This window comes from Chryseobacterium sp. Mn2064, from assembly GCF_049319685.1.
Lineage (GTDB): Bacteria > Bacteroidota > Bacteroidia > Flavobacteriales > Weeksellaceae > Chryseobacterium.
In genome coordinates, this window is sequence record NZ_JBMOUE010000003.1 from 486,499 (window position 1) to 512,400 (window position 25,902).

The window sequence follows — 25,902 nt, forward strand, 5'->3', positions numbered from 1 at the left end:
GAAAACTCTAGTCAGAATTAAGAAAATAGTGAAGAAAACCTTTTGAACTTTTTCCTATCTTTAAAGATGGTTTTGCTGTTGAAGTTCCTTACGGGAAAAGTTAGGGTCAACATGACTAAATCCATTAAAAACCAAACTTTAAAACAGACCACCATTGAAAACAAAATTAGTATTTCTTTCATTCCTAGGCTCATTATTAGCCCATGCTCAAACACTTAGTTTCCGAAAACTGACCGATATGCCTACAGGCAGAGGGGCCGTAGCAAGTGTAATAGTGGATGATAATATTTACGTATCCAACGGCTATACTTCCAATGGAGATAGCAATTATATTGAGAAATATAACATAAGCGATAACAAATGGAGCGTTCTCAACTCAAAACTAACTCCTAAACGATTTGCTAATTCAGAGACTTATAATAATAAAATTTATATTTTTAATGGGGTAAAGAATAAGCGTCTTGAAATTCTGGATCTTGCAACCAATATTCTCACAGAAGGAGCCAATAATCCTTTTTATGCAGGAGCTTCGGGTTCGGCAATACATGATGGCAAGATATATGTGTTTGGCGGTAGTGGACTAAACGGAGCGCCCAATACTGCTTTCTCTAATAAATTTCAGTATTATGACATTGCTTCCAATACCTGGAACTCTTTACCGGATATGCCCATCGCCAAAGAAACTAAAGGCAAAATCGTTAATAATAAGCTTTATGTAATTGGTGGTTTTAACGGAACGTCATCGGATCTTATCGACGTATACGACCTGGATTCCAACCGTTGGATCCAACAATATACAATGCCTGCTGGTGTATCGGGACATTCTTTAGCGGTATCCGGCAATAAGATTTTTATTATTGGTGGTTATAATAATCAGACTTTCTTAGCCTATTTTGATACGACAACCAACGAATTGCATGAGCTATCATCCAATATGATCCCTAGAAGACACTCCACTGCGGAAGTATATAACAACAAATTATACATTACCGGCGGTAGCAGCACTTCTATTGTTACTTCGGCTATTGGAAGTACACAAGTCTCAGATATTAATGATAATGTACTTTCTGCAAATGTACCTCATGAAGATCAGCCACAGAAAACAAAGGTTCATACAAATGCACAAAAAGACGGTTTTGTCATTAGTAATAAGAATAGCAGTAATCAATTTGAATACACTGTTTACTCCATAGATGGAAAGCAAATCATCAAAGGGATTGCTTATTACAATAGGAATATAGATTTATCAAGAGTACAAAAAGGAACTTATATTTTTAGTTTTAAAAATGAGAAAGGAGTTTTACAACAGGTTAGAATTATAAGATAACACTATAAGAAAGATATTTCAGGGTAAAACACTCTTTTGTACTTCGTCATTGTTTCTACTTTGTTTAGCCATAAAACCTGAAAAGAATAAGTAACATTTATGTAAATTAGCGCACTCTAAATAAAAACTAATTTCTTTAATTTATGAAATACTTATTTTTCACATTCTTCTGCGTCTCTATGGGCTTTGCACAATCTTCTCAATATGGTTTGGATAAACTTGGAAAAGATCCCGTAACGTTTATCGATAGTGTTAAGGTTAGCAGATCTGAAGTTTTATCCTTTGATTCAAAACGTGTCACTTTAATGACTGTTTACGATCCTACTGAAGCGAAATCTTTAATTGGAGAAGATGGGAAAGACGGAGCGATCTATGTAGAAACAAGAGACTTTGGAAGAAAAAGATTTTTAAGATATTTCAAATCTAAATCAGCCGAATTTTCCAAACTATTAGATTCTAAAGGGAATGACAGTACTTTTCAGTACATTCATAACGGAAAAGTACTTACCAATAATTTTGAAGGAGGACTGGCTCTTGTTGATGACAGGGTTTTCAAAGCAATCCAGATTATAAATAAAAAAGAATTATCATCAGAGTATAATATTACGGATAAAGAGTATGGGATTATCATCACTTCCAATGTTCCGGAAAATGCTCCTAAGAAAGAGTAAAAGGAGAACATTATCACCATAATTCAACTTCTTTATGGTGATAATTACCTTTTATTTGATAGGCTATTATTCAAAAAACAAAACCATGAATTTCATAAAAAACGGAGCCGGATTAAAAAGAAAAATAAACGTTATTTTAACTTTACAGGTTTCTGAATCAGATATAAACACTTCTGAATATAAAGGTTTCAGGATTTTAAGCTGCTATGACATGCTTGAAAAATATGACTATCGCTCGTCCACAGATTCTAACCAAAAGAAACTTGAATACATGTTGGAAGAAATCATTCATTCAGAATATCATATTTTAATTTGTAATACCCATTTGGATGTTGTTGATTTTGATACCCTCTCTGAAATGCTTATGCCACACGAATTAATCATAGATGAGATTTTAGTTCCCAACGAATCCAAAAGAAACAAAAAATTGGCTGACGGACAGGAAGCCTATAGAAATCATAGCCGTTGGCTTCATTTTTACCCGGGAGAAATTGAGGATATCTATGAAAGATTTGAAGCAGAAATAAAAAGCTTAAAAACAAGGTATAAAAATACCGAAACAAAAATACAGGAAGTATAACCCAAGACACAAGGTAATGAAAACTAAAAATCAAAAACTGACCAAATAACACGATGCTTTTTAACTCAATAGGCTTTGTTATTTTTCTACAGATTGTATTTCTGCTTTATTGGTTGGTAACAAATAAAAGTTTACGTCTTCAGAATATACTTTTACTGGTAGCCAGCTACTTCTTTTATGCTTGCTGGGATTGGCGTTTTTTGTTTTTGCTCATGTTTTCCACTCTTCTGGATTATTTTACAGGCTTAAAAATGCAGGATGCCGAAAATCAAAAAAGAAAACGTTTTTGGTTTTGGCTGAGCATAACCATCAATCTCGGGTTTCTTGGGGTATTCAAATATTATAATTTCTTTGCAGAATCTTTCGCCGAAGCCATTTCTCATGTAGGTTTACAGGTAAATCCCTGGACTTTAAAAGTAATTCTTCCGGTGGGTATTTCATTCTATACATTTCATGGGCTTTCCTATGTGATCGATATTTATAAAGATAGAATTAAGGCAGAAAAAAACTTTGTAGATTATGCTGTTTTTGTAAGTTTCTTTCCTTTACTGGTGGCCGGTCCTATTGAAAGAGCAACCCATTTATTACCCCAAATAAAAAAAAGACGGACTTTCGATTACACAAAAGCCGTTGACGGTTTAAGACAAATACTTTGGGGGCTGTTCAAAAAAATAGTGATTGCTGATAATTGTGCTGAATTTGCCAATCAGATTTTCAACAATTCCGGAGATCAATCCGGAAGTACTTTAGTAATGGGAGCTGTATTTTTTGCAATCCAGATTTATGGAGATTTTTCAGGATATTCTGATATTGCGATAGGAACAGCCAGACTTTTCGGAATAGATTTATTAAGAAATTTTGCCTTTCCTTATTTTTCAAGAGACATTGCAGAGTTTTGGAGACGTTGGCACATTTCACTTTCTTCCTGGTTCAAAGATTATTTATACATACCTTTAGGAGGCAGCCAAGGAGGAAACTGGATGCGCATCCGTAATACATTTATTATTTTTATCGTAAGCGGTTTCTGGCACGGAGCCAACTGGACTTTTATTGTTTGGGGAGCTTTGAATGCGCTTTTCATTATGCCATCCATCGTCATGAAAACCAATCGTAACCATTTGGAAACCGTGGCCCAAAATAATCTACTGCCTACGGTAAAAGAATTTTTTCAAATAGTACTCACTTTTATATTAGCAGTGTTCGCATGGATATTCTTCAGGGCAGAAAATATAACACACGCCTTTTCATACATTTCAGGTATATTTTCTAAGTCTCTTTTTTCCATCCCAACCATTAAACCACTTTTTCTGGTTCTCCTTATTATTATTTTTATGATCGTTGAATGGTTAGGAAGAGAAGAGCAATACGCTATTGCAAAGTTGGGAACGAAGTGGAAAAGTCCAATAAGATATGCCCTGTATTATGCAATCATTATTGCAATATTTTGGTTCGCAGGTAAAGATCAGCAGTTTATTTATTTTCAGTTTTAACTTATGAAAAGATTTATTTTAAAAACCGCATTCTTCGTTGCTCCGTTCCTGATTTTATACATCATTACGTATTCGTTTTCCATAGCCGATGCAGGAGATTTATTGCGTTTAGGATATCTTCCTTCTACAGATAAGAACTACCGGCAGAAATTCACTTCGTTCAATCATGCCATCAAGTTTACAGAGTTATCAAAATTGAAAGAAAAAGGGAAAAATTATAAAATCCTGACTATAGGAGATTCATTTTCAGAGCAAGGGCCATCTGGTTATCAGAATATTTTAGCTAACGATTTCAGTGTTTTGCATGTAGACCGCTTTATTTCAAATAATCAAATCCAGAAACTGATTGAATTATGCAACGGTAATTTTTTTGATACGTATAAAGTTCAATATGTGGTTCTACAATGCGTAGAACGTAATTTATCCAATAACCTACAAAATATAGACAACAAGACCAGAATAACCACTCAGCAAATTGACTCGATCATTATCCATCACAAACCTCAAAAAGAGCAGGACGGGTATGATTTCTTTTCGCGTACAACCCTTAGATTTCCTTATTCGGCTTTGAAATACTTCACAGACAAAAATTATCTGGCTAACGGGCAGGTTTACAATTTTGATTTGAATACAACTTCACTATTCAGCAATCACTCCAATAAGTTGCTTTTTTATTATGACGATTTGATGTATACTCCGAAAAATAATTTACCTGAAAGCACTATAAAGCTTAACCAGATTTTAAACAATCTTTCAGAAAAACTTAAAGAAAAAAATATAACCCTTATATTTTTACCTTCTCCAGACAAATATGATCTATATTATAATTATATCGTTGACAAGCAAAACCTGATACAACCTAAATTTTTTGATCATTTTGAAAAGCTTCATAAAGAATTTATCTACATCAACTCCAAAGAAATACTGACCCAAGAATTGAGTCGTAAAAAAGACATTTACTATTTTGATGACACTCACTGGTCGCCTATAGCAGCATCACTCATCGCACAGCAAATAAAGGAAGCGATAGTATCACATGAACAAAGTATGAATGCTCAACAGCATCCACATCTCTCTACAAAATAAATCAATATTCTACTCCAAAGCCTTTCATTTTTACTCTCATTTATATTCTCCATAAAGCAATATTCATGATGTAAACGTTTTCTGGTTGAAATTTTAACCTAATTATAGCTACGGTATTATTCTAATTTGTAGATTTGGTTTCTATAAAAACTAACAACCTCTTACCATGAAATATTCAGTATTCCTCATCACTCTACTGTTTTCTGTATTTTTGAGTGCACAAAATCAATCTGATAAAGCCGACAAAATAATTGATGAAATGTGTGCAGATTTTAAACAAAACGAGAAATTGGGTGATTCTTTAAGAATTGAAAGACTCAACGAAAAATTTATCATTCCCTATGTCAATCAATTTTCCGGTTCAGAGCGTCAAAGTAAAATTGATTATTTAAATTTCAGGTTTCAAAACCGTTGTGAGTATTTTAGAGAGTTCCTGCAAAAAATAGATCCTCCAAAGAATGATAATTGGGTAAGGTTAAATACCCGTCCCGACATTACCGTTTCTGAAAATGAAATGAGTCAGTTTAAAAAAATCACAGAATTTCATTATTTTGAATATTTCGGAGAAAAAACAACGGTAAAAACAGATAAAAGCTTTTGGATAGAAACATTTGCCGACGGAACCCATTCAAAATTATATTATAAATGGCTGGATAAGAATAAATTTGAGTTGGAATTTATTGAAAGTAATAATATTGGAAGAAAGAATTTCAGTAAAAAAGGTGACCGATATAAGTATGAAATCATCAGTAAAGAAAATAATTTCTATTGGATTCTTGTTCAAATTCCCAACCAGTCGGAGCTTCTTAAATTCAAATTATTTGTAGAAAAATAATCTCAGCTTGAAATAATTTATGCTCCGGCTATTAACAATCGACACAACAAGATGGAAAGGATATCAAATAGTACAGAGGCCTTGATGAAGGAGGCGGAAATTGAAATAGAAAGTTTCACAATAAATTCCGGACAGAAAATCGTCGCTTACTTCTCTGAAATTCCTGCACTTAGAGGATTTCCCTATAAAATAATTCTAGTAGAAAACGCTGATGGAACCATTTATTCTGCATTCAGACAATGGGATACGGCATATAATTTCGAACAATGGACCTTTGGAATTTACAATCTGGATAGGCTGAGAATGATCACCGATGAAAAAATTCTTCCCGATACAGATCTTGTATCATTAAAAATAGAATTAGCAAGATTAGAACAAATAGCACTCCCGGAAAGCATATGGAATAAAAAAGCTATTGTTCTGGATTCCTCTAAATGGAAATTTGGCTTCAGACTAGCCAATAAAAATGTTGATTATACATGGGTTGCATCCACAGATGATATTGACCTCTTTATTCCCATCATTGAACTGATAAGAAAACAGTATCTGGATAAAATATGAATGGAAGACAAGATCCATTTACAGAAGACAAAAAGCAATGATACAGAATTTAAAAACAGGTTGGAACAGTAGTTCTTATAAACTTTACTATTCAAAAAATGGGAAACATATATCATGTATATCAGCTTAAACCTAAAGTCGTTTATACCGGGGCCTTTTTACGTGTTCGGAAAGACAAAGAAATTATTTTTTCAGAAAAATATCCTCTTATCAATCAGGTTCATCAGAAGACCAGTGTTTTAGGTATTTTTGAAAACACCTTTATCATGAATTCTCACGATGGGAAAGTCAGAAAAGATGAATATGTTGGCAAAGACACCATAATAGATTTTGAAAAACCTGGCATTTATGTTTCTATTCACAGTGGTAGTAAATATGGATTTGGCCGGGATTTCAATGAATTTCTCAGTATAATGTCTCTTTATTTAGAAGACGCCTTATTTTATGTGACTCAAGATGCTACCATTAGTCGGTATGAAATTATTAATGGAGAATTACATTATAACAGCAATAATGATTTTGGCCGCTGGAACTATTTTATTGAAGAATATGTAGCAGATACCTACTCTTCCTCCAAACAGCTCGTTGCGGAGTTGTATGTTGAAGAAACATATGAAATGATTAGGAGATATGACAGACACATTGAAGATGGAGAAGATCCTGAGGACTTCTTTTACGAAGCAGAAGACTATAAAGATTTACTCAACAAGATTACTAATTATAAAAGCCACATTGAAACTGAGGAATTTAAAAAATTGGAAGACTGGCTGAAAACTCAGATGAACGAATAATAATCATCAAAACCTAAAAATAAAACAAATATGAACGATACTTTCACGATCGATGATCTGCAGAATATATGGCAGAAAGTAAGCATCCTCCATAGCGGACAAACATACGGAGGACAACATAAAGATGAAAAAATTGAATACATCAACCATATCGGAAGTGTGGTATTTGAAATCATGAACGCTTCCAGAAACACTCCTGATTTTAACACAGAGCTTGCGGTAAAATGTGCATTTCTACATGATACTATAGAAGATACCAGCTTCAGTATAGAAGAACTGGAAAAGGAATATGGTACACAGGTAAAAGAAGGTGTTCTTGCATTGACTAAAAATACAAAGCTTGAAAAAGAACATCAGATGACCGATAGTTTAAACCGCATAAAAGCACAGCCAAAAGAAGTTTGGGCTGTTAAAATGGCAGACAGAATCTGTAATTTATATGCCCCACCCTATTACTGGAAACAGGTGAAAAAAGAAAAATATATTGAAGAAGCCAAAATAATCTATGAGCATTTAAAAGCTGGCAACGACTATTTGGCTAAAAGATTAGCAGAAAAAATTGAGTTGTATCCATACAAATAAAGCAAAAGATATGACAGAAATAGAAAACGGCCTTTTTGAAAATTCGGAAGAAATAATAAACTGGACGTATCCCGGAGCAACGTTATACTATAAAGATTGTGATATACATCCTTCTGTAGTAGAAAAATTTACAAAAGACAGACTCATTAGAAACGGCTTTTTCCTTGATGTAAGCTCTAGAGGTGGAGGAATGAAATTTGACACAAGATTCCTGATTGCCTCTGCAAAAGCGGCAGAATTATATAAAGTAAATCCTGACAATGAAAGATTTGGTCATTGCTGCTTAAACCTTGACAGTTATTTCAAAGTTCTTGACATTTATAAGCTTGAAGGTAAAACTCAGATCTTTTTACTGCACATCCCGGCAAAAAGCTTGAGATATTTTGAAAGAGTCTCCTCAAATTGGGATGAAGATTTCATAAAAAAAGCAAGAAAAAGCCTGGATGATAAAATACACATGGAACCCATAAGTGATTTGCTGGAACCATTTTGGCTGAAACGTACTAACTTCCCAGTTGGAATGAATGCTCGCAACAATTTTTTCCCTCTAAGCTCTGTATCAACCATTACAAAAGAGGAACAGCCTTTGTATAACGGCATCAAAAGTCTGTCCAATGATAAAAGTGACATTAATATCCCGACACCATTTTTCAGTAAGCAGGATAATCAGTCCAATGGAGGTGGCTTTTGGAGCAAAATATTTGGAAGATAAAACTACAATCTAAAAAACAAAAACAAAATATCCATGGGATTTTTCAGCAGAAACAAAACATTTAAAATCAGAGATATAGAATTCTATTCAGAAGAAAACTATCACTATTCAAAAGGATTACAGTCATCCATTACAAAAGAAATAAAAATTGCAAAAAATAACCTTTCATTAGAGCAATTAAAACCAATTCTACAATACCTCGTCGAGTTTATTCAGGATGAGAAGCCGCACATTAAAAGCGGAGAAAAAACGACCTGTTTTTCCTGGTGCATTTTGTTCCATGAAGAATCTGACGCTTTCGAAATTCTTGAAGTCATACCAGAACAAGGAGGCTTTGGAGAAGGTCTTAGCCGTACCCTTCATATAGTAGATCAGCAGCTCTCCGTCTGTAATCAGCTAAAAGTAGAACCGGATTTTCCTGATTTTGATCATATTGTTGCTATAGATCCTCTCATACAAAAAGGATTACGACCCAATTTGTTCCGCTGGAAGGGAGAAGATCCGGATTCAGGATGGGTGGTTATGAGCAATAGCTTTAATGAAGAAACTATGTCCTTCGAAGAAATGACAATCGGGCAGCTGATGACGATGAGACCGGAAATTGTTCAATTTATGGCTCTTCCTGCCGGATTTAAAGTAATTTCGCAAGGCAATGATGTGCATATAGCATTTGACAAACATCTGACGGAAAATTAAACTGCAGATAAAATAAAAATGCTATTCCAATGGAAAAACGAAAGTGACAGTATAATTCATTTGGCACAAGCTGTCAACAAAGAACAGGAAGTATATCGCTTAAAAAAACTCATTGAGATAAAAATAAAACTTATAGACTCAGGAAGTATTTCTGATACAGCAACCAAATATGACAATACTTACAACAAGAAACGAAATCGTTACATCAAAGAAAATTATTGGCTCGGAAATAGCCAGTATACAGAAAGCATGTTACGATGAAGATATACTGCAATATTACAAAGACGATCATGAAGAAGATTTATATTGGGAACAATTTGACTGCTGGAACAATGAAATCATTCCGATGATTACTTTCAATAAAATTATTGGGTTAAATCATTCTGACCTTACCACTTTTGCCAGCAAACTGTCGGAAAAGCTGGTAGAATTATTTCACACCATTCACGCAAACGGGTTCATCATTATTTCACATCTTAAACTCGACTTTTTCGGAAACAGAAAGAATAATTTCAAACCCTTAAAAGAAGCATATAGAAAGCTTGAGGAAATTACCGGCAATACAACCTACAAAGAAGCATTTGAAATTGAAACTGACGATATCTCTGTATTTATAGACATTCTGTTCTGGATTACCCGCTGCGATCCCAGTATTGCGGAATACATTTTCTTATTCGACAAAGACGAGCAAATTCAAATTAATATTTGTAAATACGGAAATATCCATTTAACAGAATATCACAAAGAACAATTAACAGCAAGCAAACTTAAAGAATTGGGCTGGAAAATTATTGAAGGACAGGAATTCGATCAGTTTACAACTGATTAAAAAATACAGGAAAAATAATCCAAAAACACGACCATGATTACAATGAATTTAAATTTTAATGATACTCAAATTAAGAATCAAAGCATAAAATTTTACAGTAATTTTCTATTTTTAAAACTGAAACATGAAATTCACGAATTTTTCTAAGGTATAAGAACAATTCAGAACAACAAACTTACATTATGAAAATAGCCATTTTTTCAGACATCCATGGTAAAATACTATTACCGTTCAAATTGGTTGATCTCTACCAGAAAGAGACCGGTAATACCATTGATTTTATTTTGCAATGTGGAGACATGGGTGCTTACCCAACCATTGAAAATCTGGATAAAGCCACCATAAAACACGCCCAATACGATAGAGATGAATTGGGATTTCATGACGATTTCACAAAAAAAGATCCAAGTATACAGTCATTTTTAGATCAACTCAAGATCAATATGATTTGCGTGCGTGGAAATCATGAAGATCACGATTTTCTGGATCAGCTGGAAAATGAAAATCCACAAAGCAGTATGTTTCCCATTGACGTTTATGGAAAAGTATTTGTCTGCAAATCCGGATTCAAACAAAAATTAGAAACAGAAAATGAAACGTTAACGTTTGTGGGTATTGGCAGAATTGGAGACAGAAAAGGAAGATCGGAAAAAAGATTCATTCAGGATTATGAAAGAAAAGCCGTCAAAAAACTACTTACAACAAAGGATATTTTTGATGTTTTAATCACTCACGATAAAGATGACAGCAGCCAAAGAGGATATGGAATGTCTGAAATAAGGGATGTTCTGGACAATATTATCTTTCATTATCACTTTTATGGTCATACAGGAGAGCCTTTCAAGCAGGAAACAGATGTTAATGGTATAACACAATCCATAAAAGTAAAAGAACTGGAATTTAATGATACCGGAATTCTGGAAAAAGGCTGTATGGTGATATTAACAAAAGAAAACGGGGAAATAGATATTGAAATTGTTGATCAGAAACTGACCAATAGAATGACAAAATACAATTGGAAAATTCAATAAAAACAGTCACGAACAACGATATATGTTGACAACACGAAACCAAAACAAAATATGGCAACAAAAGAAGAATTCTGGGAAAGGAAAAAGAAATTAAATGACGATTTTTTCGTGATGGGTTCCGTAGCAAATCCGGCCACCGAAAAACAGATTACGGAGTATGAAGAGCATAAAGGGTTTACCTTTAGTGAAGATATGAAAGATTTTCTGACTACTTTTGGATCTTTAGTTTTTGAAGTGAAAGAAGAAGTATGGAAAAGACCGAATGAATTTGATGTTCTTCCGAGCTGGAAATTTGGATATGGCTTTTTTGTGTACGGTCTTTCTCAGGACGAAGAAATGCCTTCATGGATGAATTTTGAAGAAAAATATCATGAATCTCTGGAATATAAAGAAAAACCATTAGGACAAATGTTTTTCAAACGCAGCGGAAATCTCTACAGAGCCTATACCGACAACGGCGTTATAAAAATTGAGTATGATAAATATGATGATAAAGATTACGAAGTTTTTGAGGGAAATATGTACGACTTTTTAATTCAGGAGATTAATAATTTAGAAGAAGATTATAAAGAATATATCAACGAGGGGAAATCGTGAGGTAAAAATACGCGGACTTCAATAATATATCCTTTCATCAAACTTTTACCTATATTTGTTTTTACACCCAACACCCATATGAAAAAACTGAGTAGAATTCCCCAGCCTTCTTGTGAGATAGTAAGTGCATAAAATACATTTTACACTTTTAGCTTCAGATTTCCATAAGATTAACGATAAAAATATAAAAAACAAAACACGATCCATGAAAAACATCCAGCGGGAAGATCTCCACATCGTAAGCCGCCATTCTAACCTGACAGAACAGAGCATAGAAAGAGTCCTTAAAGAAAATATTTACCCTGATAAAGAAATGTGGAAGAAGTTTCTTCGCCTGTTTCTTCTTACTTTGGGAATCGGTTTTACCACCGCAGGAATTATTTTCTTTTTCGCGTATAACTGGGCTGATCTTAATAAATTTGTAAAGCTTGGGCTAACCGAAATTCTTGTTATTGCAACCACTATTATTGCTTTGCTGCCCAAAATAAATAATACAACCAGAAATATCATTCTTACCGGTTGCTCTTTTTTGGTTGGAGTTTTATTTTCTGTCTTTGGGCAGATTTATCAGACAGGGGCCAATGCCTATGATTTTTTCCTGGCCTGGACACTCTTTATCACCTTATGGGTAGCCATTTCCAACTTTGCACCATTATGGTTACTGTATATTGTTTTGCTCAATACGACCTTCTTTTTATATACCGAACAGGTTGCAAAAGACTGGCCATGGTTATTGATTGTTACCTTACTCTTTCTGTTCAATACGATCATACTTCTTACTTTTATCTTCCTGGAAAAGGATAAGAAAATTGAAAAAGTCCCGCAATGGTTTATTTATATTTTAGCTTTAGGTTCTGCTGCATTTGCCACTTCCGGAATGGTTTCAGGAATTTTTGAAAGCTACAATCCCAGTCCTGTGTTCCCTGTTTTAATACCAATCGTTATTGTGGTTTTTGCCTTTGGAATCTGGCATGGTATTCAGTCGAAAAGCGGTTTTTATCTTTCTGTGATTCCGTTAAGTATCATTATCATCATTTCAGCATTACTTCTCAAAATATCAGAAGATATGGGTATGCTGCTATTAATAAGCATGTTTATCGTTGTAAGTGTTACGTTGGTAATCATGAATCTGATCAACCTTCAAAAAAAATGGAATCATGAGAAATAAAGAAGAAGCACAGGAATTACTGGAGCATTTCAGAACTTCAGAAAATAAAAATTTCACATGTAATGAAGAAGCCATCTTTTCGGCTTATGACAATAACCATGGGCATCAATCTTTAGCCATTAAAATCCTTTCTATTTTTGGAGGTGTTTTAGCAAGCTTCTCCTTTTTAGGATTTCTTCTTGTTGCGGGGCTATACAACTCTCCGGTAGGCCTTTTGGTATTGGGGATAATAGGTATTGCTGCAGGAATATTTATCAATAAAGCCTATGATAAAATTATTATTGATACAATAAGTGTTTCATCATTTATCATCGGCTTTGCCCTTTTAAATTTTGGATTATCTACGATGGAAGTGGATGACAACATCAATTACCTCATCTGTATTTTGATAGCAACCGCTTCCCTAATAATTACCCGAAGTTATATTCTCGTATTTATTTCGGTTCTCATTATCAATGGAGGAATCTTGATGATCATTCCATCCAATAAAGAGTTTGACTTTATTCATCTTTATACTTCTCTTCTCGCCATTATTGTTACCGCTTTTTATCTGAAAGAGGCCAAAATAATTGCTCAACATACCGCTTTTTCGAGATTATACAACCCGATTCGTATTGCTCTTCTTCTTTCATTTCTTACCGGATTAGCCAGTATAGGAGATGATTTCATTACAGTTTCTGATGATTATATTTGGGTTTCATCTGTGGTTATTATACTCGCCATCCTATATGTCCTTTCCAGAATTTTTGAAGTACTGAATATTTCTCAGATGCCACAAAAGGCAGGAATTTATATTATAACCGTAGCCTTACTTCTACCAACAGTATTGTCTCCGGCAATTTCCGGAGCTATTCTTATTATTCTTTTAAGCTTTTTGGTGAATTACAAAACCAGTCTGGTGATTGGTATCCTAGCTTTTGTGTATTTTGTTTCACGATATTATTACGACCTTCATTTTACTTTGCTTACAAAGTCTATCCTTTTATTTTCGTCAGGTATTTTATTCCTGGGACTTTATCTATTAACTCATAAAAAACTGACCTCCCATGAAGAAATATAAATGGTTCATTATTCTGACAAACCTTATTATTGTATTGGTGTATTTCAACTATTCTATCTCTCAGAAAGAAGAGCTTCTACAAGACGGAAAACTGGTTCTTCTGCCACTGGCTCCTGTTGATCCCCGTTCACTAATGCAAGGTGATTATATGAATTTAAGATACAGCATTTCTCAGGACGTTGATTATGAAAAACTTGCTAAAAGAGGATATTGTGTAGTACGTCTGGACAGTGGCGACATTGCAGAAAAAGTAAGGTTTCAGCAGAATACAACTCCGTTAAACAAAGGTGAATATCTAATTAAATACTCTTCTTCCGATCAATGGAATATCAATATTGGAGCAGAATCTTTCTTTTTTCAGGAGGGACATTCCAAAAAATATGAAGTAGCAAAATATGGAGGCATAAAAATCGACAAAGACGGAAACAGCTTGTTGGTTGGTCTTTATGATAAAAATCTTAAAAACATAAAATAAATCCTCTTCCCTGATCTATTCAGAAAAATTATTTCTAACATTCATACAGAACTATGAAAAAAGCATTTGAATTCCTTACTCATTTAAAACATAATAACAACCGGGAATGGTTTGCCCAGAACAAGACCGAATATGATTTGATCGTAAAGCAAAATAAAATTTTGTTCAATCAAATCTATGCTGAACTTCAGGAATATGACAATCTAAAAGGCAATCATATTTTCAGAATTTACAGAGATGTGCGCTTCTCGAAGGATCAAACACCTTATAAAACCAATTTTGGAGTTGGGTATTCACGCTCCAAACCTATGCTAAGAGGCGGATATTATATCCAGCTGGAACCTGGCAACAGTTTCGTGGGCGGTGGATTTTGGGGGCCCGATGCCAAAGATTTACTTCGTATCCGTAAAGAATTTGAGATCAGCACCACAGAAATTGAAAAGATTACTTCTGACAAAAATTTTATCCGCTACTTTGGAGAGCTTCAGGGCGACTCGGTAAAAACAGCTCCCCGTGGTTTTGATAAAAATCATCCAGCGATAGATTTGATCAGAAAAAAGCAGTTTCTAGTCATGAGAAAATTTACAGACCAAGAGGTTCTTTCAGACAATTTTCAGAAAGAAGCCGTTCTTACGTTGTTGGCCATGCGTCCTTTCTTTGATTATATGAGCGAGGTGCTGACAACGGATATGAATGGAGAACCATTATTTTAACATGAAACTGAGTTCAAAATTTTTTAATATATAAATAACCTTATCTCATAAAAATAATATGAAGTATTTATTATTATTCTTTTTATGGATACTGAGCTCAAATTGCTCTATAGACAAGTTGAATAGCAACGATTTAGATACAGACCTTATTATTGAAAAAATAATTGATTTCAACAATATGAATCAAAATTAGCAAATAGTCAGCAAAATAAATTTATGGTTCTCATAAAAACGAAGAATCGTCTTATCATATAAAAAGCCACGATACAACCAGCTTTAAATAAACGTTAATCTTTACACACTTCTTCCTCTTTACCTTTCTTTTTTTGTATTTTAGGTGTTTAAAACTAATTAAACCAAGATCATGAAACTGTACATTGTACCGCTATTCTTCTTCATTTTCAGTACTACTTTCGGGCAGAAAAAAGAATATCCTTTCATAAAAAAAGGAGATTTTCCTGAAGGAATTTATATGACCTTAGAGGATGTTCTGAATAAAAAGCCATCTTCTACTGAAGAAGTTTACTTCAAGTCTTCTCAAAAAACAGACTCTCTCAGTTTGCCGGAAAAAGTATTGTTTTACGAAAAACAAAAAGATAAAAGGGTAAGGCTTCCGTTAGCGGTATCTTATAAAGGAGAAATGTATTTCCAAACCTACCGGAAGTATACCAACCGAGACGACAGAGGTTATGATCCCGACCAATATTCGAGATTTTGCAAGGTTTTGAACTACGGCCGTTTTTTATACTTTGAAGAAAATATGAAAGGATTGTGGTCAAAAGCATTTTTGGGAGCCTTAACTCCTTTAGCATCTTCTATCAATGGAAGAACTAAAGGTATCGTCCTGGATCTGGAAAATAAAGAATTCAATATTTTACAGGACTGTGATGATTTAAATGACTTTTTATTCGCCCATGAATTTTCCTCTATCCCTTGTGAATCCGACAAATTTACCATTAAAGACCTGAGAGCAAAAATTGACGAAATTAATACCCCTTATCACTAAAAATTTTAATTATGCCAGAATATATTCTACCCCATTTCGGAACCTTATCAACAGACAATTTAGAAGAATATTACAATATTAACATCGAGTGTAATGGAAAGGAAATTCAGATCGATCTGAACTTTGAAGATAATAATATAACGACTACACAATTGGATAAAGTAAAGAGCTATCTGGAAAATCTCGAAAAATTTGATAAACTTAACAAAGCCTATATTGTGGAAGATTATCATGATGAAGATGGTGATACGGTGAGATTCTATTTGGAACATCACCTTGAAGAAGTTGAGAAAGAAGAACTTTCCACATTAATTAATTTTGAAGATAAAAATACTCAGCCAGACCAACAGCTTTTGACAAAACTGGAATTGGTAAGAGTGGGAATTTATCCTGACAGTGAAGATCATTTTGCCATTTCAGACTATTCCATCGGGAAAGATGTAACGGATTATTTGGTTGTTATTAATACTGATGAAAACGGTCAATTGGATTATATGGCCATGGAAAGCTAAATAATTACATTCCATAAAAACACAAAAGAGAAAAAAATTATACATGCAATATTATAGACAAATCCCATTATTTTTCACTCTCCTCATATTTTTGACTCAGAATGCATTGGCTCAGGGGAAAAAGGTCTATCAAATTGATTCTTTAATAAAAAAGTTGAGTCAGGCCGGAGATTTCAATGGAAATATTTTGGTAGCAAAAAATAATAAAATCATTTATAACTCTTCTTTAGGGTATACCGATGTTACAAAAACTAAGAAGCTTACATCAGATGACAGGTTCAACATCGGCTCTATCACCAAAGAATTCAGTGGTGTGGCATTATTACAATTGCAGGAACAGGGTAAGTTACAATTAAAAGACCCAGTTTCCCGGTATATTTCCGAATTACCTCAATGGGCCAATGAAGTTACCCTAAAAGATTTATTACAATATACAAGTGGCATTCCCGATGTAAACTGGAAAAAAGTAAAAAATGATCAAGATATTTTTGATGGTTTGAAACTCGTTGATTCTTTAGAATTCAAACCAGGCACGAACTACGGATACAACAATAATAATCTGTTTTTGCGGCAGTTCATTATAGAGCGATTAACCGGAATGACCTTTAAAATGTACACGGAGCAATTGATCTTCAAGCCTTGTAAAATGACCTCTTCCGTTATGACTCCTTTTGAAAATGAAAAAAACATCGCCAAAGGATTCAACAGTAAATCAGTAGCGGACAAGCCAGATTTACCCATAATCGGAGGAACATATCTTACTACAAGTGATTTGCTGAAATGGTCAAAATGTCTTCACTCCAATAAGCTGATTCATGCCAACTCTTTGTTTGAATTGGGGCAGCAATTTAATCTTCCAGAAACTCAATCTGCACTGGGACAGGCAAAATTCAAGAATGGGAAACTGACTGAACATCTCCATGATGGAAGAGCAGGAAGCTATGAAGCTATTTTCATCTCTGATCTAAAAGAGAAATTTACCATCATATTGTTAGGAAACAATTATCACGGAAAAGTATTTGAAATTGCTGACGCCATTACATCAATATTGAAAAAAGACTGGAATATAAATTCAAATTAAAAAGCTAATTTAAAATTACAGATATAATTTATAGGATAAAACCGTTCTGTTGATGAGAACGGTTTTATTTGTACATTTAGTTATAAAAGATATCTAAAACGGAGAATGAAATTTTTCAAAATATTTAATCAGTCAAATAGCACACGAACCAGAAAATCTGATCCGCAAGAGCTCCTTATACCTTTGGGGCAATTCTCTATTTCTCATAACTCTTTGATCATAGAAAATTATCCGTTTAAACCTTCTATTGCTTATCAAAAAAGCATTTTTAAACCTGAGGAAATTGATGATATCGATTTTTCTTCTTATCCTCCTACATTCCGAATTCAAAATGAACTGATCTTTTTACCCAAAAGTCAAAAAAAAGAAATTGAAGATTTTGCCATACAAAATAATATAAAGACCATTAAAAGACCTCCCATTTGGGAATGGCTGCTTGAACCGTTTTTAGATAATGAATATACGTGGGAAACCGATCAAAATTTGATGAAAAATCTAGGTGAATACGGTTTATCAGTTCATCAAGTCAGTCTCCTTAGAGCCGAAGTAGAATCTCAAATGCTTCAGTATAATTTTGATACCATGCTTTGGGAATGGGTTGCTTTTGATGCTTCAGATGTACTCAGAGCAATGCGTCCAAAATACAAAAAAAACGAATTTGAAAGCTTTTATAAAAGAGTAATGAAAGTAGCCTTACTGACAAAACAAACTGACTGATGTAAAAACATCCCTCAATATTTTACTTATAACATTGAACTTCATTAATTCTAAACAAAAAACACATTATCCTTCTATGAAATTCAGAATTTTATTATTTTTCGTATTGGCTTTTGTAAAAACATGGGCTTGCAAATGTAGTGAAACACCCTCTTTACAGTCTTCTTTTACCAATGCTGATTTTGTTTTCATTGGTGAAGTTTATGATATCATTGAGGTACCATCAGGATTTAAAACCGCTCAAAGTGTTCTTAGTAAAGTAAAGATTAATAACATCTATAAGTCAGGAGGCTATAATGGATTTTATACTCAGACAGCTACTTTAGCAGCTTCTCCAATCAATTCGTGTGATGTTTTTTTTACAGAAAAAGGGAAATATCTCATTTTTGCTTATGACAAACAGGATTCTGACTTTCTCCATTCCAGTCAATGCTTTGTCCAAAAAAGATTAGACCAACTTTCTCCACAAGAATTGAAAGAACTCGAAACCTTAAGTACGGCGTATAAAAAGAAAGCTATTGAAAATAACCAAAAGTTGACCAACGATATTATAGAAGAGATAGACCAACCAGACAAAAAAGTTCACGAACTTACCCAGGAAATAGGTTTTCTCAGGCAGCAGAATGACCGATACAAAATAATTATCTATACATTCTCTTTAGTCATCATTCTTTTTCTTATTACACTCATCATAATCTGGAAAAGAAGAACTCATCGATAATCATAAATCTATGATCAAAACAATACTGAATATTTTCCTACCTTTCCTTCTACTCTTCTGTACATGTTGTAAAGAGAAGATAACCTATGAAGATGATTTTGTCATTTTTAAGACTGATCCTCAAAAAGAAAATATAAAATTCTACTGGAAAAATACAAATCATACTATTCTGGGAAGCATTGGTCATTTAAAAAAAGAGATTGAAACCAGAAACGAAAAGCTACTGTTTGCGATGAACGGAGGAATGTTTGAACCAGATAGTTCTCCAAAAGGACTTTATATTGAAAATTTTAAAATTCTCAAACCAATTGATACTGCTCGGCAAGGTTCCGGAAATTTTTATCTTCCTCCTAACGGAATATTTTATCTCGCTAGAAATCATAAAGCAGGAATAACAGTAACTCAAAACTATCGGCAAAATAATGACATTCAATATGCTACTCAATCCGGGCCCATGTTACTCATGAACGGAACCATCAATCCAATATTCAACAAAGATTCTAAAAATCTGAATATCAGAAACGGAGTCGGTATTTTAGAGAATGGAGAAGTTGTTTTTGTCATGTCGAAAAAAGAGGTGAACTTTTATAATTTTGCACGACTATTTAAAGAATTAGGGTGTAAAGACGCTCTATATCTTGATGGTTATGTTTCCCGAGCTTATCTTCCGGAAAAAAACTGGATTCAGACCGATGGAAATTTTGGAGTGATTATAGGTGTTTCAAAAACTGAGAAATAGAGAGTATTGTTTCGATTACATTTGAAATATTCATAACTTTAAGAACCAAAAATTCTTTATCAAAAAACAATCAAAGCATTCATGAAAAAAGTAATATTAGACCTGGCAACCACCTTAGACGGATTTATTGAAGGACCCAATGGAGAAACAGATTGGTGCATCATGGATGATGACATGGATTTCGATGGCTTTATTTCCAATATTGATACCATCTTCTATGGAAGAGTAAGCTATGACGCGTGGGGAAATTATCACCCGGAAGACAGCGCAGCCCCGGAAGAGCAAAAACTTTGGCAGGAAGTTCATTCGAAAAGTAAATTTGTGTTTTCGCATCAAAACAGAGAAGATGAAAAGGCGACTTTTATTAATAATGATATTGCTGAAAAGGTTTCGGAAATTAAAAACCAGGGAGGAAAAGACATTTGGCTGTATGGCGGTGCAAGCCTTATAAAAACATTTATACAGCTCAACCTGATTGATGTGTACAGAATTTCAGTTCATCCTATTGCTTTAGGAAAGGGAAAACCTCTTTTTGAAGATTTAAAAGACAGATTAAATTTAAAACTGATCAAAACCAATGTTTTTAAATCGGGTGTTGTTCAGCTTATTTATGAAGCTTAAAAAAAACTAAGATTCAAACCGTTCTAAACAATTTCACCCCATGAATGCAAAGCTTGACACCCTTATTTTATACGTGAAAAATACGGAATTGCTTAAAAACTTTTATGTTGAAAACTTTAACCTGAAAGTGATTGAGGAAGATCATATTTGGGTTTTGCTTAATGCAGGATCCGCCAATATCGGGCTTCACAAAATTGGATATGAATACCTTCAACAGATAGATCCCGCTCATACTTTCGATAACAATACCAAGATCGTTTTTGAAATTGATACGGACATAGAAACAGCGAGGAAAGAACTGATGGCAAAAAAAGTTCAGGTAAGGGAAATGAGAACATTTGATCATTATCCTTTCTGGCTCTGTGACGGCACAGATCCTGAAGGAAATGTATTTCAGTTAAAAAGCAGAAAATAAAAACTAATCCCTTTTACAACCATGAAAAAAATATTTGGAATCCTGTTCTTCCTTTTCTTTGTCGGCATTGTATCTGCCCAGGATATAGCTGCCATTGAAAAAAAACTGAATCACTCTTTTCACAGAATTCAATATTGGTATGATGCTATTAATGATCATAAAAATGCTTATGATTCTCTGTATGCAGCCAATAAAAATTTCGAAAAGATGCTACATCAATACGGTTCCAATCCCCAAACCCTGAATCATGATTTTAAAACATTAAAAAGAGAAGGGGTAAAGATCAGCACTTCAGAAGATGGAAAATTCAGGATCTATTCCTGGGATACTCTTACTGGAGGAACCATGCATTTTTACAGATACGTATTTCAATATGAAGCCGGCAAAAAAGTTAAAGCAGAAATATCGGACACCAATATGGAAGATGATTCAGAAAGCCTGTATTATAAGGTTAATGATGTAGTATCGGAGGGTAAAAGATATTATCTTACCCAGAACCATGCTGTATATAGCAATGCTCTTCTCTACTATACTGTAAAATTTTTCACCATAGAAAACGGTCAATTAAAAAGTGACGCCAAGCTGATTAAAACTCCAACGGGCCTCCAAAATGAACTCACCTGCGAGCTTGACTTTTCAGCAACTGTTAATCAGAACAATCCCATTACTTACGAGGATTATAAAAATCTAAATCTTAGATATGATCCTAAAAAGCAGATCATAAGCATTCCTCTTGTTCTTGACAATTCTAAAATTACAACCAGAAGAGTACGTTACCAGTTTAATGGTAAGTATTTTGAAAAATTATAGAACGAAATTTATTCATAAAACATGTAACACAATGCCGGTTTTAGCTGTCTTATCTAAAAAAATACATGAGACTCTTTTTAACCTGCCTGTTTTTGTTATTGGCTATTAATCCTTTTTTTTCACAAAAAACAAAACAACTGGACCAACTGTTTACGACCTATGATAAGGCGGGTTTATTCAGTGGGTCTGTTTTGGTTGCCGAGAAAGGAAAAATTATTTTCGAAAAAAGCTATGGCTACAGAAATGCTCCCAAACGAGAAAAAAATACCAACAATAGCCTTTACCGAATTTATTCCACAACAAAAATGTTTACAGCGGCTGTTATTCTTCAGCTGGAAGAGCAGGGGAAATTATCTTTAAATGATAAACTTTCCAAATACTATCCCAAATTTCCCAAAGGAGATAGCATTACCTTAGCTCATGTACTTTCCCATACTTCAGGAATTCCCAGCGATGAAGATTCAGAAAATACGGTTGATGAAGATACCTTCATAAAGTATATCTCTGCCAAACCATTGGATTTTTCTCCTGGCAAAAAATGGAATTATTCCAATTCCGGATATTATATTCTTGGGTATATTATTAAAAAAGTCACGGGATTAAGCTATGACAAAGCAATAGAAAATTATATCCTGCAGCCATTACAAATGACTCATACCGGCTTTGATTTTAATCATGTTACCGATGCCAATAAAGCTTTAGGGTATGAATTTTTGTCTGATCATTTTTCTCGTGAAGCATTCTGTTTCAACACGGATCATCCTTTTTCGGCGGGAGCCATGTATTCTACCGTTGAAGACCTGTTTAAATTTAATGAAGCTTTAAAGAATTATAAGATTCTCAAAAAAGAAACCACTGAAAAAGCATTCACTCCTTATCTTAATGATCAATATGGATTGGGTTTTCAGGTCTCAACACTTTATGATAAAAAAAGAGTGGGTCATGATGGGGGTGGACCAGGATATAGAAGCAGATATTACAGAGTTCTGGATGATGATATCTGTCTTATTATTATTTCAAATTCAGAATTATCACATACCGATTTTCTTACGCCTGCCATTGAAAAAATTCTCTACAATAAACCTTACCGTATCCCGGCAATTGGAAAAACTGATCCTAAAAATTTAGAAAGACTCGCAGGAACTTATTCCAACGAGAATACAGATTTCTTTATTTCCGTCATTGATGGTCAAGTTATCTTCCGGGAAAGAAATTATGGGGCCTGCAGCTTAATTCCTATTAACAAAACATTATACCAACTGGATGAGAATTTCACTTTTACTTTTAAACCTGGTTCCGACAAGCAAACGGATTCCATTGCTATTCATTTTCGCGACGGATCGGTAAAAACAGGTACAAGAAGTAACAAAAGTTTTCAGTGGGGAATGATTGGAGATGCTACATCAGCCGGCTGGGACGGAAAAGATATTCCTTTGCAAAAAGACTCTCAAAATCCGAATCTGTATTTTCTGAAAAATTACCCACTGAAAAAAGGAGGCTTTAAATTCAGGTTTGATAACGACTGGGGCAACAATTTAGGACTGAATAATGATGGAAAAACTATCGCCCGTGATGCTTATAACTTTAAAATAGAAGAAAATGGGTCCTATGATATTTCCTTAGACCTTTCTGATACAATGAACCCTACCTATATCATCAAAAAATCTGTTCTATAAAACTAACATTCATACTAACAAAGAACAGATTTCTCAAACTACCCTATTATCAGGGTAGTTTTTTATTTTAAATAGGAATCAAATTTTTCGTTATTTTTATCCTATCCAAATCTTTTGACAAAATAATTTATGCCACACTTTGTTATAGACTGTTCACAGGATATTCTTCAGCAAAAAACACCTGATGAGATCATGAATGCGGTATATGAAACAGCTGTTTCCTCAGGTCTGTTTGCCAGCAATGACATCAAAGTCAGAATTCATCCTTATCAATATTTCAGGTTGGGAGATGGCAAGAAAAATTTCCTGCATGTGTTTGGCTATATTATGGAAGGGCGCAGTACAGAACAAAAAGCAGATTTATCCAAGCAGATCAACATCCGATTGGCAGAACTTCTTCCCAACATTTCTTTTCTGTCTGTTACGATTACTGAATTTGAGAGTGCCACTTATAGCAACAAAGCACTTATTAGTCCGGAGAATACGGAGAAAAGTCGTCATTTTGGATTATAATAACCTTGAAACCAACAAAATATTGATAATATGAGTCTAAAAGCATTAGCCACAAAAAGCGTTCAGTACAATAACTGGGTAGTTCATAAATATATAGACTGGCTGGCCACAAAGTCCGACGAACAGCTTAATCAGGAAGTCATTTCAAGTTTTCCTACTATTTTAAAGACTTTACACCACATCTGGCAAACCCAGGAGTTCTGGTGGAGTTACATTTCTGAAAGTAATGATTTTGATTTTGAAAAAACCTCATCAATTACCGACAAAGAAGGAGTTTTCAATGCTATAAAAAATAACTCCCAAAAATTGGCTGATTACGTAGAAACGTTATCCGAAGAAGATCTGATGAAAAATATTAAAATAGAGACGCAATGGTTTCAGTGTGACTTTTCAAAATATGAATATATCCAGCATATCATTCTTCACGGTACCTATCACCGTGGCCAAATTGTAACTATGGGGAGAAATGCGGGAATTACAGATGCTCCTATGACCGATTTTAATTTCTGGAACATCTATAAAGAGTAACCCTTGCCTTTCCAATAAAAAAACATTCCACTGTATATGAAGAAAATTCTTTCGTTCCTATCGCTATTTCTTATTTTTTTCTGTTCGGCTCAATATAATGGTGATAAAAATTTTGATTATAAAAAACTGGAGCAAATTTCTGATAGCATAAAGATTGAAAATATTGTTATCCACAATCTGTTCAAGCACCAACTTCTTGCTCATCAGAATAGCCGATACGATTCTGCCAGAATAGTTCAAAATGTATATCTCCCTCATAAAAAGCTTTGGGACAGCTGCTACGGAGTTATTTTTGGAGATGAGAACGGGAAACTTTTTAACAATCCCGGAGGAATGATGAAATGGAATAAATCTTTATATGAAAGCAACAGAAAGCAATGGGAAGATAAAGCCAATATTCTTTTGGGGATCAATATTAAAAAAGTCTTTAAGGAAAACCTTACTAAATTCAGCAAACTGGTTCCTTATCAGCCTAAAGCTAAAATCAGTTTAATTTTCACTCCGTTAACGGGAATTTCTTTTGGCGGATGCAATAATGAACAATTTGCTTTGGAGCTTAATAATGATCATGTGAATATTCTTTATGCTTTGGAAAAAGGACTTCCTCATGAACTGAACCATATGGTTTACGAGCATTTCAGAAAGAATGATGTCAACAGAGATTCTGCCCTTAGCCAGACTATTGATGAAGGTTTTGCCTGCTATTTCACATACCTCTTTTTCGACCGGAAAATAGAGAAATCTGAAGCGGTTGAAAATATGACTCCACACAACTGGAAATGGTATATTAAAAATGAAAAAGAAATTTTCACTAAGCTGAAACCCTATTTTTCTGATACCTCAGGCAACAATCCCCTGTTGAGAAACGACCAGCTGAAATTATTTCCCGATGCCCCTAAATCGATGAACTACTGGTTGGGATTCAGAATTATTGAAAAATATGTAGAAAAAAACGGACCTCATTCCTGGAAAGATGTTTACCATTTAACAGCAAAAGAAGTTTTGGAGAAAAGTGGTTATGAACATTATATAGAAAGTCTGTAGTTTTCCACAAAGAAATACAAAATGTGGATAACTTTTTAATCTATGCTTTTTCCTTGTGGATAAAGTATGAATAAGTTTTACAAGACTCCTTTAAAATCCTTCTAATATTATATATTCTAGAAAATTATAATAAAAATTACTTTTTCAACAAGACCAAAAAACATTGTGGATAAGTTATGTGGATAACTTATCCACACTTGTTTTAAAGCCCTGATAGAAGCCATATCTATCTTTTGATAATTCAGTAACAATCGGTATGGTAAATATAATTTCATCAACCATAAAACGATTCCAACCGGAACCGTTCTCATACAG

31 protein-coding genes are annotated in these 25,902 nt (G+C 33.9%); all 31 read left to right on the forward strand.

Annotated elements, in window-relative coordinates; all coding sequences use genetic code 11:
* Positions 1-154: 154 nt before the first annotated feature.
* The 31 genes from ACL9RH_RS14685 to ACL9RH_RS14835 all read left to right on the forward strand — a co-directional run bounded on the left by ACL9RH_RS14685 (position 155) and on the right by ACL9RH_RS14835 (position 25,587).
* Positions 155-1,327, forward strand: coding sequence for a Kelch repeat-containing protein (locus ACL9RH_RS14685; RefSeq protein ID WP_422694111.1), 1,173 nt, complete (start codon positions 155-157; stop codon positions 1,325-1,327).
* 143 nt (positions 1,328-1,470) lie between these two features.
* Complete coding sequence (locus ACL9RH_RS14690) at positions 1,471-1,998, forward strand: hypothetical protein (RefSeq protein ID WP_422694112.1); 528 nt, start codon at positions 1,471-1,473, stop codon at positions 1,996-1,998.
* Between the two features lie 85 nt (positions 1,999-2,083).
* Positions 2,084-2,578, forward strand: coding sequence for a hypothetical protein (locus tag ACL9RH_RS14695; protein WP_422694113.1), 495 nt, complete (start codon positions 2,084-2,086; stop codon positions 2,576-2,578).
* A gap of 53 nt (positions 2,579-2,631) precedes the next feature.
* The gene (locus ACL9RH_RS14700) at positions 2,632-4,068 is read left to right on the forward strand and encodes an MBOAT family O-acyltransferase (RefSeq protein ID WP_422694114.1); all 1,437 of its coding nucleotides are present in this window, start codon (positions 2,632-2,634) and stop codon (positions 4,066-4,068) included.
* A gap of 3 nt (positions 4,069-4,071) precedes the next feature.
* Positions 4,072-5,154: an alginate O-acetyltransferase AlgX-related protein gene (locus ACL9RH_RS14705; protein WP_422694115.1), complete on the forward strand. Its 1,083-nt coding sequence runs from the start codon at positions 4,072-4,074 to the stop codon at positions 5,152-5,154.
* A 166-nt stretch (positions 5,155-5,320) separates the two neighbouring features.
* Complete coding sequence (locus ACL9RH_RS14710) at positions 5,321-5,989, forward strand: hypothetical protein (RefSeq protein WP_422694116.1); 669 nt, start codon at positions 5,321-5,323, stop codon at positions 5,987-5,989.
* A gap of 51 nt (positions 5,990-6,040) precedes the next feature.
* On the forward strand, positions 6,041-6,550 hold the full coding sequence (locus tag ACL9RH_RS14715) for a hypothetical protein (protein WP_422694117.1): 510 nt from the start codon (positions 6,041-6,043) through the stop codon (positions 6,548-6,550).
* Positions 6,551-6,648: 98 nt separating this feature from the next.
* Entirely contained in the window at positions 6,649-7,341 is a 693-nt protein-coding gene (locus tag ACL9RH_RS14720; protein WP_422694118.1) for a hypothetical protein, read from the forward strand.
* Between the two features lie 30 nt (positions 7,342-7,371).
* The gene (locus ACL9RH_RS14725; RefSeq protein ID WP_422694119.1) at positions 7,372-7,923 is read left to right on the forward strand and encodes an HD domain-containing protein; all 552 of its coding nucleotides are present in this window, start codon (positions 7,372-7,374) and stop codon (positions 7,921-7,923) included.
* 10 nt (positions 7,924-7,933) lie between these two features.
* Entirely contained in the window at positions 7,934-8,635 is a 702-nt protein-coding gene (locus tag ACL9RH_RS14730) for a hypothetical protein (protein WP_422694120.1), read from the forward strand.
* 33 nt (positions 8,636-8,668) lie between these two features.
* Positions 8,669-9,331 carry an immunity protein Imm33 domain-containing protein gene (locus ACL9RH_RS14735; protein ID WP_422694121.1) on the forward strand — a complete coding sequence of 221 codons (663 nt, stop codon included), beginning with the start codon at positions 8,669-8,671 and terminating at the stop codon, positions 9,329-9,331.
* 169 nt (positions 9,332-9,500) lie between these two features.
* Positions 9,501-10,160: a hypothetical protein gene (locus ACL9RH_RS14740; protein ID WP_422694122.1), complete on the forward strand. Its 660-nt coding sequence runs from the start codon at positions 9,501-9,503 to the stop codon at positions 10,158-10,160.
* Positions 10,161-10,342: 182 nt separating this feature from the next.
* Positions 10,343-11,191, forward strand: coding sequence for a metallophosphoesterase family protein (locus ACL9RH_RS14745; protein WP_422694123.1), 849 nt, complete (start codon positions 10,343-10,345; stop codon positions 11,189-11,191).
* A gap of 51 nt (positions 11,192-11,242) precedes the next feature.
* Complete coding sequence (locus ACL9RH_RS14750; RefSeq protein ID WP_422694124.1) at positions 11,243-11,788, forward strand: hypothetical protein; 546 nt, start codon at positions 11,243-11,245, stop codon at positions 11,786-11,788.
* Between the two features lie 205 nt (positions 11,789-11,993).
* Positions 11,994-12,956: a DUF2157 domain-containing protein gene (locus ACL9RH_RS14755; RefSeq protein WP_422694125.1), complete on the forward strand. Its 963-nt coding sequence runs from the start codon at positions 11,994-11,996 to the stop codon at positions 12,954-12,956.
* Positions 12,946-14,016 (forward strand): DUF4401 domain-containing protein, encoded by a 1,071-nt coding sequence (locus tag ACL9RH_RS14760; protein WP_422694126.1) that lies wholly within the window; start codon positions 12,946-12,948, stop codon positions 14,014-14,016. The genes ACL9RH_RS14755 and ACL9RH_RS14760 overlap by 11 nt, the downstream gene beginning before the upstream one ends.
* Positions 14,003-14,491, forward strand: a complete 489-nt coding sequence (locus ACL9RH_RS14765) for a GDYXXLXY domain-containing protein (RefSeq protein WP_422694127.1) — start codon at positions 14,003-14,005, stop codon at positions 14,489-14,491. The genes ACL9RH_RS14760 and ACL9RH_RS14765 overlap by 14 nt, the downstream gene beginning before the upstream one ends.
* Positions 14,492-14,544: 53 nt before the next feature.
* A complete protein-coding gene (locus ACL9RH_RS14770; protein ID WP_422694128.1) occupies positions 14,545-15,204 on the forward strand; it encodes a DUF2461 domain-containing protein in 660 nt (219 codons plus the stop codon).
* 364 nt (positions 15,205-15,568) lie between these two features.
* The gene (locus ACL9RH_RS14775) at positions 15,569-16,210 is read left to right on the forward strand and encodes a hypothetical protein (protein WP_422694129.1); all 642 of its coding nucleotides are present in this window, start codon (positions 15,569-15,571) and stop codon (positions 16,208-16,210) included.
* Positions 16,211-16,221: 11 nt separating this feature from the next.
* Complete coding sequence (locus tag ACL9RH_RS14780) at positions 16,222-16,722, forward strand: DUF2004 domain-containing protein (RefSeq protein WP_422694130.1); 501 nt, start codon at positions 16,222-16,224, stop codon at positions 16,720-16,722.
* A 43-nt stretch (positions 16,723-16,765) separates the two neighbouring features.
* Positions 16,766-17,803, forward strand: coding sequence for a serine hydrolase domain-containing protein (locus tag ACL9RH_RS14785; RefSeq protein ID WP_422694131.1), 1,038 nt, complete (start codon positions 16,766-16,768; stop codon positions 17,801-17,803).
* Positions 17,804-17,908: 105 nt separating this feature from the next.
* Positions 17,909-18,520 (forward strand): DUF7079 family protein, encoded by a 612-nt coding sequence (locus ACL9RH_RS14790; RefSeq protein WP_422694132.1) that lies wholly within the window; start codon positions 17,909-17,911, stop codon positions 18,518-18,520.
* A gap of 76 nt (positions 18,521-18,596) precedes the next feature.
* The gene (locus tag ACL9RH_RS14795; protein ID WP_422694133.1) at positions 18,597-19,241 is read left to right on the forward strand and encodes a hypothetical protein; all 645 of its coding nucleotides are present in this window, start codon (positions 18,597-18,599) and stop codon (positions 19,239-19,241) included.
* A gap of 10 nt (positions 19,242-19,251) precedes the next feature.
* The gene (locus ACL9RH_RS14800) at positions 19,252-19,980 is read left to right on the forward strand and encodes a phosphodiester glycosidase family protein (RefSeq protein WP_422694134.1); all 729 of its coding nucleotides are present in this window, start codon (positions 19,252-19,254) and stop codon (positions 19,978-19,980) included.
* Between the two features lie 81 nt (positions 19,981-20,061).
* Positions 20,062-20,601 carry a dihydrofolate reductase family protein gene (locus ACL9RH_RS14805; protein WP_422694135.1) on the forward strand — a complete coding sequence of 180 codons (540 nt, stop codon included), beginning with the start codon at positions 20,062-20,064 and terminating at the stop codon, positions 20,599-20,601.
* Between the two features lie 40 nt (positions 20,602-20,641).
* A complete protein-coding gene (locus ACL9RH_RS14810; RefSeq protein ID WP_422694136.1) occupies positions 20,642-21,016 on the forward strand; it encodes a VOC family protein in 375 nt (124 codons plus the stop codon).
* Positions 21,017-21,037: 21 nt separating this feature from the next.
* Positions 21,038-21,826, forward strand: a complete 789-nt coding sequence (locus tag ACL9RH_RS14815; RefSeq protein WP_422694138.1) for a hypothetical protein — start codon at positions 21,038-21,040, stop codon at positions 21,824-21,826.
* Between the two features lie 65 nt (positions 21,827-21,891).
* A complete protein-coding gene (locus ACL9RH_RS14820; protein ID WP_422694139.1) occupies positions 21,892-23,502 on the forward strand; it encodes a serine hydrolase in 1,611 nt (536 codons plus the stop codon).
* Between the two features lie 129 nt (positions 23,503-23,631).
* Complete coding sequence (locus tag ACL9RH_RS14825) at positions 23,632-24,015, forward strand: 5-carboxymethyl-2-hydroxymuconate Delta-isomerase (RefSeq protein ID WP_422694140.1); 384 nt, start codon at positions 23,632-23,634, stop codon at positions 24,013-24,015.
* 30 nt (positions 24,016-24,045) lie between these two features.
* Positions 24,046-24,543, forward strand: a complete 498-nt coding sequence (locus ACL9RH_RS14830; protein WP_422694141.1) for a DinB family protein — start codon at positions 24,046-24,048, stop codon at positions 24,541-24,543.
* Between the two features lie 36 nt (positions 24,544-24,579).
* The gene (locus tag ACL9RH_RS14835) at positions 24,580-25,587 is read left to right on the forward strand and encodes a DUF2268 domain-containing putative Zn-dependent protease (RefSeq protein ID WP_422694142.1); all 1,008 of its coding nucleotides are present in this window, start codon (positions 24,580-24,582) and stop codon (positions 25,585-25,587) included.
* The last annotated feature ends 315 nt before the right edge of the window (positions 25,588-25,902 follow it).